This is a genomic window from Paenibacillus cellulositrophicus, assembly GCF_009363095.1.
Taxonomy (GTDB): Bacteria; Bacillota; Bacilli; order Paenibacillales; family Paenibacillaceae; genus Paenibacillus_AQ; species Paenibacillus_AQ favisporus.
The window spans coordinates 747,838-761,757 of sequence record NZ_CP045296.1 but is presented as its reverse complement, the minus strand read 5'-3'; the positions used below and the strand labels follow the sequence as shown (position 1 = coordinate 761,757).

10 protein-coding genes are annotated in these 13,920 nt (G+C 52.0%); 3 read left to right on the top strand and 7 right to left on the bottom strand.

From position 1 onward, the window contains the following. Positions 1 to 2 precede the first annotated feature (2 nt). The 3 genes from GCU45_RS33085 to GCU45_RS33075 form a co-directional block, all read right to left on the bottom strand. Entirely contained in the window at positions 3 to 1,082 is a 1,080-nt protein-coding gene (locus GCU45_RS33085; protein WP_244364716.1) for a FecCD family ABC transporter permease, read from the bottom strand. Positions 1,083 to 1,267: 185 nt separating this feature from the next. Beyond that, complete coding sequence (locus GCU45_RS33080) at positions 1,268 to 2,497, bottom strand: S41 family peptidase (protein WP_152404429.1); 1,230 nt, start codon at positions 2,495 to 2,497, stop codon at positions 1,268 to 1,270. 8 nt (positions 2,498 to 2,505) lie between these two features. Further along, a complete protein-coding gene (locus GCU45_RS33075; RefSeq protein ID WP_152404427.1) occupies positions 2,506 to 3,111 on the bottom strand; it encodes a TetR/AcrR family transcriptional regulator in 606 nt (201 codons plus the stop codon). Between the two features lie 240 nt (positions 3,112 to 3,351). On the opposite strand from GCU45_RS33075, the gene GCU45_RS33070 reads away from it, so the two are divergent. From GCU45_RS33070 to GCU45_RS33060, 3 genes are all read left to right on the top strand, one after another. Beyond that, on the top strand, positions 3,352 to 4,830 hold the full coding sequence (locus GCU45_RS33070; RefSeq protein WP_152404747.1) for a DHA2 family efflux MFS transporter permease subunit: 1,479 nt from the start codon (positions 3,352 to 3,354) through the stop codon (positions 4,828 to 4,830). A gap of 153 nt (positions 4,831 to 4,983) precedes the next feature. Continuing rightward, on the top strand, positions 4,984 to 6,219 hold the full coding sequence (locus GCU45_RS33065) for a cytochrome P450 (protein ID WP_152404426.1): 1,236 nt from the start codon (positions 4,984 to 4,986) through the stop codon (positions 6,217 to 6,219). Positions 6,220 to 6,248: 29 nt separating this feature from the next. Further along, entirely contained in the window at positions 6,249 to 6,488 is a 240-nt protein-coding gene (locus tag GCU45_RS33060; RefSeq protein WP_105442987.1) for a DUF362 domain-containing protein, read from the top strand. 93 nt (positions 6,489 to 6,581) lie between these two features. Here GCU45_RS33060 and GCU45_RS33055 read toward each other — a convergent pair whose 3' ends face one another. The 4 genes from GCU45_RS33055 to GCU45_RS33040 all read right to left on the bottom strand — a co-directional run bounded on the left by GCU45_RS33055 (position 6,582) and on the right by GCU45_RS33040 (position 13,915). Next, positions 6,582 to 9,050, bottom strand: a complete 2,469-nt coding sequence (locus GCU45_RS33055; RefSeq protein ID WP_244364715.1) for a family 43 glycosylhydrolase — start codon at positions 9,048 to 9,050, stop codon at positions 6,582 to 6,584. 115 nt (positions 9,051 to 9,165) lie between these two features. After that, the gene (locus tag GCU45_RS33050; RefSeq protein ID WP_152404424.1) at positions 9,166 to 10,926 is read right to left on the bottom strand and encodes a glycoside hydrolase family 2 protein; all 1,761 of its coding nucleotides are present in this window, start codon (positions 10,924 to 10,926) and stop codon (positions 9,166 to 9,168) included. Continuing rightward, the gene (locus tag GCU45_RS33045) at positions 10,923 to 12,956 is read right to left on the bottom strand and encodes an alpha-L-arabinofuranosidase C-terminal domain-containing protein (RefSeq protein ID WP_152404422.1); all 2,034 of its coding nucleotides are present in this window, start codon (positions 12,954 to 12,956) and stop codon (positions 10,923 to 10,925) included. Before GCU45_RS33045 ends, GCU45_RS33050 begins: the two co-directional genes overlap by 4 nt. A 59-nt stretch (positions 12,957 to 13,015) precedes the next feature. Beyond that, positions 13,016 to 13,915: a carbohydrate ABC transporter permease gene (locus GCU45_RS33040; protein WP_076165610.1), complete on the bottom strand. Its 900-nt coding sequence runs from the start codon at positions 13,913 to 13,915 to the stop codon at positions 13,016 to 13,018. Positions 13,916 to 13,920: the final 5 nt, after the last annotated feature.

The following is a 13,920-nucleotide window of genomic DNA, read 5'->3' as shown; positions in this document are numbered from 1 at the left end:
TCTCACCCTCCGAAATTGTAGCCTTTTTTCACGATCATGTAGATAAACAGCGGCGAGCCGATCACCGACGTAATGATCCCGATGGGCAGTTCCACATTATGAATCAGCGTTCTGGATAAAATATCCGACCAGATCAGGAACAATCCGCCCAGAAGCAGCGTTCCTGCCGTCAGCCGCTTATGATCCGCGCCAAAGATCCCCCTGCCGATATGGGGAATGATTAAACCGACAAAACCGATCATGCCCGCATATGCGACCATCGTACCGGTAATAAGCGCCGCGGCGATCATATAAAACTTGCGGTAAGCACTCAAGTTAATACCGAGCGTAATGGCTGACTCGTCCCCGAGCAGCATCGTATTGAGCACACGGTGCTGGAATAGGAACAAAGCGCAGCCGAGCAGTACAACCGCGGCCATGATTGGCGTTTTATCCCAGCTGGAGGAAGCCAGACTGCCCATGGACCAAAACGTTACGGTCTTGATGCCCTCCGCGTTGTTGGCAAAATAAATGACCAGACTGGAAAAGGAGCTGCACAAGGCACCGATGACGACGCCGGATAAGACGAGCTTTACCGATGTCGCTTTGCCTCCGATGCTGGATAACACCAGCACGGCAATCGACGTGATCATGGCCCCGGCAAAAGCCCCGAAGGCGACGCCGAACTGGGACAGCAGCGCACCGCTGCCGAATCCGACCAGGATTGCAAAAGTTGCTCCCAAGGATGCGCCAGACGAAATGCCGAGAATATACGGGTCAGCGAGCGGATTTTGCACGACCGCCTGCATGATCGTTCCGCATAAAGAGAGCCCCATGCCGATCAAAAGGGCAAATATGACTCGGGGCATCCGGACTTGCAAAATGATGTTGACGTAGGAGTCACTCTCGACATGGCTCATCGATCCCCATTTGCCGTTGGTCAAGGCATGAACGATGATCTCCCACGCCTGCCTGAAAGGAATATGTACCTGTCCAATCGATACGGAAAAAACAGCGGATAACACGATTAGAATCATCAAGATCAAAATCACTGCATAATAGCCGCTCCCCAACCTAGTCGTTGTTCCTTCCTTCGTATTCAAGAATTCACCTCCTATCGATGTGTACCGATGTCTGTGTATGTAATGATAATGATTATCATTATCGAATATATTAAGGCATATTCTTCCGCATGACAATCCCTAGTTGAAAAAATAAGTGGGGTTTTATGTCCTCACAAAATAATAAAGGCCGGGCACTGTATGCCCGACCTTCGCTTTATTACGATTTACAATGATGCCTTTTTGATAACCTCAAGCGCCTTCTCCAGCGTTCTGTCCCTTCGTTGATACAGATCTTCTCTACTCACCGGAACTTCGATATCAGGTACGATGCCAACATTCTCAAATGGGTCCCCGTTTGGAAAATAGGAGCGGATGGCTCCGACCAGCACAACGATATTGCCGTCATCGAAGTGCTGAACGAGCGGCTGACCGGTTGAACCGTAAGTCCTCTCTCCGATGATGATTGCTCTTCCGTTGTCAATAAACGGCATGGTAAAGTCTTCGGCTGCAGAACCGGTGAATCGATCCACCAAGATGATGACATTACCTTGGTAGGAGGTTTCGGCCGAAGCTTGCGTATAGTCCGGATCAAATACGGAAAACCGATAATCCGTTGTAAAGGAGATTTCTGCATTCGGATGCCGACGGTATAAAAACTCAGGATGGCGCGCCATCTCTTTCCACCACCGATACGGCCGGTTCATAAGTTTGTGGATTAACCTTCCCGGCGTGCTCCCGCCGCCGTTTCCTCTCACATCGATGATAATTGATGAAGCGTGTTGATATTCCCCGATCAGCTCGAGAGCCTTCTCTTCAAACCTCGAATGGTTAAAGCTTGGAATATGTATATATGCCGTTTTGTCTTGCTGCAGCCATTTTCCTGATGTATCGCCATTGTTGTGACTGTTGTAATCTATAGGTTGACGAGTTAACGTAACCGTTCGAGTATGGCCCTGCTCATTCAACAATTCGATATCTGCCTGCTCCTTCATGTAATAATGCGAAAAATACACTGATAGACGGCCAGCCATCATACGCCAATCCGCAATCCTGGCCCATTGATTCATCTCGTTCAGCCACTCGTTCATCGATTTTCCGGCAATGGATACTACCATATCCCCGGGGCAGGTAAGACCGGTGTCGTCTTCCTTTACAAGCCAAGAGCCATCCGACTCCAGCAGTGATAATGGAAACGCCCCGCCATGCGGGAACGGCGCCGCCCTGTCGATATAATTCGAATGAGCGTTACGAAGCTGTCCAAAATACGCCCACATCACCTTTTGAAAATCAGCCCGGTTCTCGGCCGCTGCGGCTTTGTCGAAAAACTCTGTTGCCGCTTCCCCCAATTCATCAGGTGTGATGGTTGCACTCTCCCAATGCGCAAATGCTTTTTCGGTCATCCGGATCGTTTCCGATAAAATCAACAACCGCTCTTTTAAAGATAATTCCTGCATCCAGCCATTCACTCTCCCTTCGTTTCAATCCGGCTGCGCGTCAGCAAATAAAACTGCTTGGCGAGAAAGGCCGGTGTGTACGGCATGTCATTGCGCAGCCAGGCCACAATCGTACCAATGAGGGCTGCCGATCCATGCCAGATGGCGATGTCCTTGGGTATGCCTGCTTTGTAACAAAAAGACTCGGTCCCCATTTCTTCGATTCTTGCCGAAATTAACTCAGTCAGCATATTTAACAGCCTTTCACTGAATATGGGCGCCTTCCGCGATCCCAAAATCACCTTATAAAATTTGTGATGCTCCGCAATATGCTCCAGCAGCCGCAGCATCATGAACCAATCCTCTTCTTCGGCCGCAGCCGGTTTTTCCGGCTCGATGCCCACGGCCTGCTTGAAATCTTCGATCATATCATCGGCCATCTTCTCCAGCATGTCGGGAATATCGCGGTAGTGCAAATAGAAAGTGACGCGGTTAATGGTGGCACGTTCGGCGATCCGGCTGATGGACATTTTCTCGATATCCATCTCCTGCAGCAGATCGATAAAAGCATCCTTGATGAGCTGCCTTGTACGAAGCACTCTGGGGTCGGTCGGCTGTTTGGAAACGTCGGGCATTTTTTTCCTTCCTTTCTCCTGGCCTGCGTAATAGACAATTTAATACCAATGTGCAGTAAATCTTATCACTAATCAACATTAAAACGGTGAAACGAAAACTAATTTACATTTTCTGTGAAAACGTTGTTTGTAAGCTTCCACTCTTCTGTCTATAATCTCATTTATACAATGTTAATTATCCAACACATTGTAAATTAAGTCTAGAGAGAAAAGAAAGGAAGGAGTAGATTGAGTCATCCTATGGACACAACCAGCAGTTCCGTCAAGAAGGGTCCGATTCTGATCATTATGATTTTGGGCGCCTTCCTCGCAACACTGAATCAGACGGTCATGAGCGTGGCCACCCCGGAATTGATGATTGATTTCAACATTTCGGCCACCACGGCTCAATGGCTGACCACTGGCTACATGCTGGTCAACGGAATCCTGATTCCGATTACGGCTTATTTTATGCAGAGGTTCACCACCCGCCAGCTGTTCCAAGCTTCGATGATGATCTTCCTCGTCGGAACCATCGTGTCCGCCCTCGCGGTCAACTTCCCGGTTCTGCTCACGGGACGCATGATTCAGGCGGCAGGCGCCGGCATCATCATGCCGCTGTTAACCAACGTGATTTTGGTATTGTTTCCTCCGGAAAAGAGGGGCGCGGCCATGGGCATGATGGGACTCGCCATCATTTTCGCTCCAGCGATCGGCCCGACGCTTGCCGGCTACATCCTGGAAAATTTCAAATGGCAAACGATGTTCTATGGCATGATCCCGCTTGCCGTTATCGTCATGATCTGCGGCTTTGTTTATTTGAAAAACGTGTCGGAGACAGTCCGCTCCAAGATGGACATCATCAGCGTCGTTCTGTCCACAGTCGCATTCGGCACGCTGCTGTACGGTTTTAGCCAGGCAGGGAGCCAAGGATGGTCCAGCGCCGAGGTGCTGGTGTCCATTGCCGTCGGCGTGATTGCCCTCGGGCTGTTTGTATGGAGACAGCTTGTTTCCAAGAAACCCCTGCTGGATCTAAGGGCTTTCAAGTACAACATGTTCTCCCTGACCACGGTGATCAACATCATGGTTACGATGGTCATGTATGCGGATATGATGCTGCTTCCGTTATACCTGCAAAATGCACGCGGCTATTCCGCTCTGGAATCCGGATTGCTGATGCTCCCGGGCGCGCTTGTAATGGGACTGCTGATGCCCGTCACCGGTCGCCTGTTTGACCGCTTCGGCGCCAAATGGCTTGCCGTTGCCGGATTGGTCATTACGATCGCAACCACAGCCGGATTCATCAACTTGACGGATCATACCACCTATGCGTATCTGCTGCTCATGTCGACGGGACGCCGGATCGGTATGGCACTGCTGATGATGCCGATTCAGACCGCAGGTCTCAACCAGCTGCCTGCCCGATTAAACGCGCATGGAACAGCCATATCCAACACCGTGCGTCAAGTGGCCGGTGCGGTCGGTACTTCCCTGTTGGTAACGGTCATGTCCGACCGGACGAAAACGCATCTGACGGACATGATGGCGTCCGGCGGCGCAGCGGCGAATCAGAAGCAAATGGTGCTTGAAGCGACCATCCAAGGAATTAACGACGCCTACGTTGTCATTATCGGCATCGGTATTGTTGGCCTGCTGCTCTCGTTCTTTATCAAGCGCACGTCCCGGAGTATTGAGATTTCATCCGATGCGATCAAAAAAAGCGTCGTGAGTGAGGCCTAAGGGTCCGCCCATAGTCTTGATCCAACCGTTACAACAGGTAAGCGGACCTTTAGGCATAGGTCATTCGGTCGTGGTCCCTCTGATGATTATATGTTAAATTAACATATGTTAATTTAATCATAATCCAAATAATTCAAACCGGGAGGGAGTATTATGCAGAAGGAAATTATCTCCTTAGCTAAAATCACCCAATTTCGATCCGCCGTGGAAGAATTCAGCCCCTTTGAATGGTACAGGCACCACTTGGAACATGATCCGATCAGCTATAATGAGGAAACGAATTCCTGGAATGTTTTCAGGTATGAAGATGTTAAAAGAGTACTGAGCGATTACGAGTACTTCTCCAGCGTGAGGGCACGAACGACGATCAGCGTCGGCGCCGATAATGAAGCCGGCCAGCATAATTCGGGACGGGTCGATCTCAGTTCGGATCCTCCGGAACACCGCAAAAGCCGCAGCCTGCTGTCAGCGGCGTTCACGCCAAGAAGCTTGAAGCTGTGGGAGCCGCGCATCCATGAGGTGGTCAGCCAGCTGATCAAGAAAATGGATGACGAACCGGTTATCGATATCGTAAAGAGCTTCTCAAGCGCGCTGCCCACCATCGTAATCGCCGACCTGCTCGGCGTTCCGTCCGAAGACCGCTTCTTGTTTAAGGAATGGGTCGATCATCTGTTCCTCCCTCTTCCGGCCGACAATGTCGAAGACGTTCAGGAACTGAAGCGGCAGGCGGCCACGAATTACTACAACTATCTCTATCCGCATGTCATCGCCAAAAGAAGCCAGCTCACTGATGATATTATTTCCGATCTGATCCAGGCCGAGGTCGATGGCGAACGTTTGACCGATGACGAAATCGTCCGGATGACCATGTTCATTCTCGGGGCCGGCATTGAGACGACAAGCCATCTGCTGTCCAGCACGTTCTATTCCTTCCTGTATGATAACGACCAGATCTACGGTGAGGTCCAGGCTAACCGTGAGCTTCTTCCGAATACGGTGGAAGAAATGCTTCGCTACCGGTTCCACATGGCGAAGATGGACCGTACAGTGAAGAAGGATAATAACGTGCTCGGCGTGGAGCTTAAAAAAGGAGACGTCGTCGTCGCTTGGATGAGTGCTGCGAATATGGATAAAGAGGTTTTTGAGGACCCGTTCACGCTGAACATCCACCGTTCCAACAATAAACGGCATTTGACCTTCGGCAGCGGTCCGCATTTCTGCCTGGGAGCACCGCTGGCCCGGCTAGAAGCCAACATCGGCCTGGGGCTGTTCATGGACCAATTTGAGCGGATCGATCCCGTTCCAGGGTTCAAGCTGGAAGATCACTTGACCCCATCCGCCGCCGGACAGACGCTGATCTCTTTACCGGTACGCGTGATACGCCGGTAGTAAGCATTTCATCGAAAGGGTGAGACCCAATGCCTTATGTGATTACTTCGGGATGTATTGATGAAAAAGCGGCAGAATGCGTGGACGTTTGTCCGGTAGACTGCATCGAGGAAGGCCCGGACCAATTTTTTATCGAGGCGGATATTTGTATTGAGTGCGGTGCTTGTGAGGTAGCTTGTCCGGTCGGAGCCGTTTTTTACGATACGGATGTGCCGGACGAAGAAAAACATATGATCCAAAAAGCGGAGAACTTTTATAAATCGAAATGATGCAATCATGAGAACAGCCTGCCGATCCAGAAATCGGCAGGCTGCTGCTGTTACGGGGAGTACGCAGAGATCGGGATACCTTCCTGTTACGGCTTACGGCGAAACTTTAAAGTTATCGAAATGCGTATGCTTATTGGCCGTTCTGACACCTGCTTTACCATGCGTGAACGGGTTCAGACTGTTGTCCGTATAATCGATTTTCGGTTGGTTCATATCATCCACGTAAACTTTTATATTTGTCCCTTTCGCCACCACTTTCATATGGTACCAGGTGTTTGTCGCATAAGTCTGCGGCGCACTTTGGATGAATGTCCAGCTGTAACTCATCTTGCCGAGGTTAACCCCGCTTGTCGTCAAATAGGCATAGTACCCCTGGAAGGCGTCATAGTTGTTTTGCCCCCGCTCCGTGCCATGGGAAGGATTGGACACCCTGAAGAGCAATCCACCGTCGCCTCCAGCGTCGATCATTTTGACGTCGGCTTCGACCGTGTAATCCGCCCAGTTCGCGTCACCGATCGTGGACTTGGCAGGTCCAGAGCTTCCAGCGCTGTACTCGCCGTTCTCTACGGCCCATGTCCCTTCAAAACGCGTCCACCCGTTGTCATTACCATCGTTAAAATCATCGCTAAGCGCTGTGACTTGTGCGCTCTTATGGAACGTCATCCGCGAGAAATCGGCCTCACCTTTAACGAATTCGACTCGAAGCTCGCGCTGCCCGGCATTCAAATAGACTCCCTTCTTCGTTACGGTCTGCCAGTTATCCCAGTCCCCTGTGTTCGGCACGTCGATGATTCCCGTTACGTCCGTCGATCCGTCCCACAGGCGGATTTGCACACCGTTCATCGTTGTGGCCATTCGGAAGTCGATATCGTAATAACCGCTTGATTCCACGTTAACTTTGTATTTATACCATTCTCCCGTTTGATTCCAGCCTAGGTTAAACAGCCCCTCGCTGTTGAGACGAATATCGCCCGCGTCCGTGCGGTACGCGCCGCCAATATTATTCGCGGTCGTGTCATGATAGGCGACACCCTCGCCTCCCTTCATGTAATGCACCGCTTCGATCGTCCCTGGAACCGGTTTGTAAGCATCCCATGCGCTGCTTCCGTTGACATCGTTACTGACAGCGACATAGCCGAAATCCGCATGCGTATCTTCCGTCAGGACACCGATTTTACCTCCGACCAAATTGGCCGTCCGCGTTCCTTTCAGCATGCCGTCCACATAATACTTAAACGTCGTGCCGGACTTCTCGATACGAATGCTGTGCCATTTCGTGTAATCAAAACCTGCAGGCAGGTCGAACGTTTGCCACGCTTGATCCACACCGTTGATCCGGAAGGACGTCGCAAGGCGGTTGTTTTTCGAGCTTAGCAGCGCTACGCCATAATTGTTCTCGTCCGTATACGAGAAGGTGGCACCGTATCTTGGGCTAGCGGAAGTGCCCCGCTTCATTTCTTTCGTATTGAATTCGGCCGTATAATCGGAAGAGCTGGTTGCCGACGAAATCTGTTTGTACCAGGTTGTATCGCCGATCGAGTCCTGCCACATCAGCTCTTGATTGTAGATGCCCCAATGGCCGCCGTTGACATTGGTCCACCCGCTGCCGATCGACGTCCGGTCGAAGTAATCGTAGAATGTGGGCATCGCCGGATCCTGCTGCGGCGTTGTTGTCGGTCCCTGAACGATCAGCTTGTCGTTGTTCCAAACGATGCGGTCCATATTGAGATGACGGAGCGGACCAACCACGCCGGGCCCTTCCAAGTTGTGATACACGATGTAATGGGTGTCAAGGTTAGGGCCGACCACCACGGTGTTGTGACCAAGTCCCACGGTCGGGCCTTCCGTGCTGATTAACGCCGGATTCAGGCTGTCGGCAACGTAACCGGACCGCGGACCTGTCGTACTCACTGCATAATCTACCCGGTATCCTTTGCTGAACACGTGATTGCCGGTATAGGTCATATAGTATTTGCCGTTCCGCTTGAACACGGTCGCCCCTTCAGTCCAGCCTCCCATGCCGACACCTGTAGACGAGCTCGCTCCGATCGAGGTCGGGCTGCTCATCGGTGCTGCATCGATGCGCCCCTGCCCTGCATGATAGAAGCTGAACGATCCGTCGTCGTCGATAAAGACATGGCCGTCGATCGTTTTACCGAGATTGCCGGTAACGACATTGAACGGACCGGTAGGACTCGTGCTGCTGAGGACGTAATGTCCTTGGCCTGCCGGCGATGTATACATGTAGAACATGCCGTTCCAATAGACGACCTCAGGCGCATAAGCGCCATGCGTAATCGGGTCCGTTGCGGCCAAACCCCGGTAGGACCAGTTCACCAAGTCCTTGGAGCTCCATACTTTAACGCCGTCATCCGTATCTCGCGTACTCACATACAAATAGTAATATCCGTTAAATTTCAAAACGTAAGGGTCTCCGAGTCCATACTGCCCCCATTCGTCAGGAAGTGTTCTCGGGTTTTGATAAGCAGAGGTTTCGGTGGGCACCGTGGTGATCAGGGAAAATGTAACCGCTACCATGATTAGCCATCGCAAGGATTTCACTATGATATTACCTCCCTAATTTGTACGATAGATTACGTTTTTCGTAAATGGATCTGAACACGGGAAGAGCCAAAAGAAACATGATTCTTTTGGCTCTTGGAGTATCGGCGTTTGGTTATGCCATATTGATCTGTTTAATTTTCTCGAGCGGAAATTTTGGCGTACGGTCTTCGTTCAGAATTCCGTTAATCTCCTGCTGTACATCAGTCAGCTGCGTATAGCAGTAGCCAACGATGGAATCAACACTCTTGATTGCCATGGTCAATCCCTCGAACCGGCTCAGAAACTCCTCTTCAGTAGAGACTTGACGTCCGTAACCCCAGCCTTTGTCCGACCGGAACGCAATGCCGCCGAACTCGGTGATCATAATAGGCTGACCCCGGTATTCATACCCTTCCGCAAAAGCGAATTTCCATTGGTTACAGGTCGTTTCGCATGTTAAGACAGCCTCCAGGTTCGAGTACCGCTTCATGAACCCGTCTCCATTTTCGACATAATCATGCAGTGTCAAAATATCGGATACGGTATGCTCCCAGCCATCGTTGGTAATTACCGGCCGGTACGGATCAATCGCTTTGGTCAAATGATAAATGCCCTCGGTGAACTTCTGCTGTCTTTGGTCGCGAAGGATCGATGCAATCCCCCAAGATTCATTGAAAGGAACCCACGTGATAATGCTCGGATGATTGTACTGCTGCCGGACGATCTCCAGCCATTCCTTCGTAAACGCCTCGACTGCCTGATCGTGGAATTCAAAGGTCGCAGCCATTTCAGACCATACCAGCAGACCTTTTACGTCGCACCAATAGAGGAAGCGGGCGTCTTCGATTTTCATATGCTTGCGAACACCGTTATAGCCCATCGCTAACATGCTGTCGATGTCTTCGATCAGGGCTTCCTCGCTCGGCGGTGTCAAATGGCTGTCCGTCCAGTACCCCTGATCCAGGATCAATCTTTGGTAGATCGGCACGTTATTCAGCAGCACCCGGCCATTTTCGATCGAGATTTTTCTCATCCCGAAATAGGAAATGACGCGGTCCACCACTTGGCCGTCCAAAGTCAGGACAAACTCAACATCGTACAGATTCGGGTGCTGCGGCGACCAAAGGCATTTTTTCCACGGCCCGTTCGCCTCATGAATCAGATCGACTTCCACCGTCAGGCAGGGGCGGTCAATCACTAAACTCACCCGCTTCACAGGCTTGCCCTTCAATGTAACGATCGCCTCCAGCCTCAAATCGCCTGAAGTTTCCACCCCCTCCACTTGGTAATCGAAACGGACGATCGACCGGTCGACATCCGGTGTGATTTTGACGGTTTCCAGCCGCTGCTCTTCTACATATTCCAGCCATACTGTCTGCCAAATGCCCGTCGTCTGGACATAAAAGCATTCGAAGTTGTCCTTCGTCCAGCGCTGTTTGCCGCGCGGTTGGGTGCAGTTGTCGCTGTCTTCTGCTTTCACCGTAATTTGGTTATCGGCGCCAAAGACCAAGTATGGCGTGATATCAAAGGAAAAGGCGGCATACCCGCCCTGGTGGCTGCCGGCCATTTGGCCGTTGATCCACACTTTGGCAACGTGATCGACGGCTTGAAAATGCAGGATGACCCGTTTTCCCCCAGCTTCTTTCGGGATATGTACCTTTTTGTTGTACCAGACGTAAGGGTGGAACTCTTCGATCCCGATTCCGCTCAGCCGGGTTTCGTACGTAAAAGGAACGTTGATCTTATGCGTTTCAGCGAACGTCTCCTGCCAGCGTTCCTGTTCTCCCGCGTTATGGTCGTCGAATCGGAAATCCCACACTCCGTTCAGGCTCATCCAGTCGCCTCTGACGAACTGCGGCCTGGGATAATCCTTGATATAGCCTCTGGTTGTCATTTTGCCACTCCTGACCTTTGTTCTTTCTTGATTTCAACCGCATACACCGATGTTTTCCGTAAAGGATAACCGTCCTGCCAAGCTGAAACCGGAACGACACGGGGCACGCATTTGATGCGGTCCGGTTCGAAAACGGAGTTAATGTCTTCGAAAGAGTCGCCTGTGATCTCATGTAAAATAGTGTCACCGAAAGGTTCGAATGAAAGCAGGTCAAGCTTCGCCTTTACTTCATGCAGGCTTCGGTTCACGATCAACAAAGTGATGACGCTGCTGTCCTCGTTAATACCAGCAGTCACGTCCAAATCAGGCACCGCATCAAGCCCGATGCGCGTCTGCTTCGGCGACTGCACGGCAAAGGTGCCGCACTCTGCATCCACCGGCAGGATTCGCCGGATGTCCCGGTTGGCGTACAGCTTTAACACTTCATAGGTCGGCGTTCCGTACACTGTAAGCGGCAGGCCGCTCCAGCCGGGCTTCTTGCCGCGGTATTGATCGGCGTAGTAATCGCCCACACGGATGCAGCCGCCAAGCCAACCGTTCACCAGATCGGAGAAGCTGCCGATGTGCACCATATCGCTCCTGCGGAGCATTTCATTCAGGTTGGCGGCGTTGGCCACGGCGGCCCCCAGCGTGTGCTCATCCGGCAGCCCTTTGCGGACCGTGTTCGGAAAATACATGGTGTTGTACTCGGTGACGGCGAGCTTCACATGGCTGTGCTTCGGGTTCGCGCGTATGAGTTCCTCCGCCTGCCGGATATCTTCACGGGTCCATTCCGGGAAGGTTGCGATGGCTTTATATCGTTCCTCCGCCGGCGTATCGCGGTTCATCCCAAAGCGTCCGAAGCCGTGGTATAAATGCATCGTCAAGTAGTCGATCTGTTCGCCCGCAATATCGAGCACCGGCTTGTTCCATTCCGGGTCGGTATGCCCGCAGCCCAAGATGACGATGGACGAGTCAACCGCCTTCATCGCTAGCGCGAATGCCTTGCAGCGCTCGGCGAATTCATCGGCGGAGCAGGTTCCCACCTGCCAGTCGCCCCATACTTCGTTGCCGATTTCCCAATACCTTACGTTGTACGGCTCGGGATGACCGTTCGCCGCCCGCAGCGCTCCCATCGGCGTGTCGATGCTTCCGTTGCAGTATTCCACCCACCGTGCGGCTTCCTCGGCCGTAGCAGACCCGTCGTTGACGGAGATCAGCGGCTCCACCTGCAGCTCTTGGCAAAACCGGATAAATTCGTCTGTCCCGAAATACTTGCTGGTCCATCCGCCCCAAGCTTCGTTGTACATCACTGGCCGTTCCAGCACCGGACCCACGCCATGTTCCCAGTGGTATGCGCTGATGTAATTCCCCGAGAGCCGCATCATGCCCGCATTCAGCGGCCGGGCCATATCGATCACCTCGCGTTTCACCAGCCCGATGTTGTCCTCAGGAAGCAGGGATACGTGATCGAGCCACAGCATGCCGGTGGAAACATGGTCGGTCCAACGGGGATGGTCTGCCGGAACATAGACACAGATCTCCGCGTCGGCACAGTTTCTGGAGACGGGCAGGCTGGCTTCGTATTCCTGCCAATTGTGGCTTTTGAGCTCCATCTTCACACGCCCAAGAAGCTCCTCGGTCCGCCGGTCCACCGCGTCCAGTATGATATAACGGAGCTCAACGGATGCGCGGGCGACAATGCGGACCGTGTATGTCATCGGTCCCTTTAGCGCTGCATTTTGCGCGATGCCTGCGTATGCCTCGTCATCGCTCATGATCCGGATGCGCTGAGCGCGGCCTGAATGTCTCAGTGCCGGCGCTTCCAGCGCATATTGCGTATTTCGTCCGTTCGTAAAGGGAAACCAGCTTCCCGATACGGCGCTCTCTCCGGTTTTCTCGCTTTCAAAATCCATATCTCTTAAGGGAAAGGCCAGCATCGCTTCCATATGGTCGCGAATATCTTCCACAAAATGCCCGAAAAGATAGGGGTTAACCGTATGTTCACCAGGCCGGCTGCAGTCGATTGTTATCGTCGCATTCGTTTGCACAATGTACCTCCATAAGTAAGATGTTATTAAACGCCGCCAATCAAGGCGTCTGCCCATGTCTATCCTTTAATGGAGCCAATCATGACGCCTTTGACAAAATGCCGCTGCACAAAAGGGTACATAATCAAAATCGGCAGGCTGGAAATAATGATGACCGCGTACTTGATACTTTCCGCAAGCAGCACCTTACTCTCCAGTCCGACGTTGCCGTCAACGGCATCGGTCTGGCTGATCAACAAGATTTCCCTCAGGACTAGCTGCAGCGGATACCGTCCCTCGTCGCGGATATAGATCAGGGCATTAAAAAATGAGTTCCAATGGCCGACGGCATAAAACAGCACCATGACGGCCAGGATCGGCTTGGACAGGGGCAGGATGATGTTGATCAACAGCCGCCAGTTCGAGCATCCGTCGATATGGGCAGCCTCCTGCAGCTCCCAAGGGATGCTGCTCTGAAAGTACGTTCTCATAACGATCAGGTTGTACGTGGAGATCGCTCCCGGAACGATCAAGGCCCACATCGTGTCCAGCATGCCCAGATTTTTGACGAGCAAATAAGTAGGGATCAGCCCGCCGCCAAAAAACATCGTAAGCGTAATGATGACCATCAGCATTTTCCGGCCGGGCAGGTCGGGTCTTGACAGCGGATAAGCCGCCAATATGGTCAGGATCATATTGACGATCGTGCCGACTACCGTATAAATGATCGTATTCATGTATCCCGTCCATATTTTTCCGTTATGAAAAATATTCGAGTACGCGTCCAAAGACACGCTTTTCGGCAGCAGCCATACTTCCCCGTTCAGCACTTTCGCCGGGTCGCTGAACGAAGCGCTGACCACGAAAATGAGCGGATAAAGCACGATCAGAATGATGAGCGATGCGATCGTATACACGATCGCATCGAACACCCGCTCATCCCTGGGTCTGCTGATCATAGCAGCAGCTTGTTTAGACATGGCGC

What these genes read in the sequence shown, in the direction of transcription:
- GCU45_RS33070 (WP_152404747.1), top strand. Translation starts at nt 3,352, where the DNA reads ATGGACACAACCAGCAGTTCCGTCAAGAAGGGTCCGATTCTGATCATT.
- GCU45_RS33050 (WP_152404424.1), bottom strand. Translation starts at nt 10,926, where the DNA reads ATGACAACCAGAGGCTATATCAAGGATTATCCCAGGCCGCAGTTCGTC.
- GCU45_RS33080 (WP_152404429.1), bottom strand. Translation starts at nt 2,497, where the DNA reads ATGCAGGAATTATCTTTAAAAGAGCGGTTGTTGATTTTATCGGAAACG.
- GCU45_RS33060 (WP_105442987.1), top strand. Translation starts at nt 6,249, where the DNA reads ATGCCTTATGTGATTACTTCGGGATGTATTGATGAAAAAGCGGCAGAA.
- GCU45_RS33040 (WP_076165610.1), bottom strand. Translation starts at nt 13,915, where the DNA reads ATGTCTAAACAAGCTGCTGCTATGATCAGCAGACCCAGGGATGAGCGG.
- GCU45_RS33065 (WP_152404426.1), top strand. Translation starts at nt 4,984, where the DNA reads ATGCAGAAGGAAATTATCTCCTTAGCTAAAATCACCCAATTTCGATCC.
- GCU45_RS33075 (WP_152404427.1), bottom strand. Translation starts at nt 3,111, where the DNA reads ATGCCCGACGTTTCCAAACAGCCGACCGACCCCAGAGTGCTTCGTACA.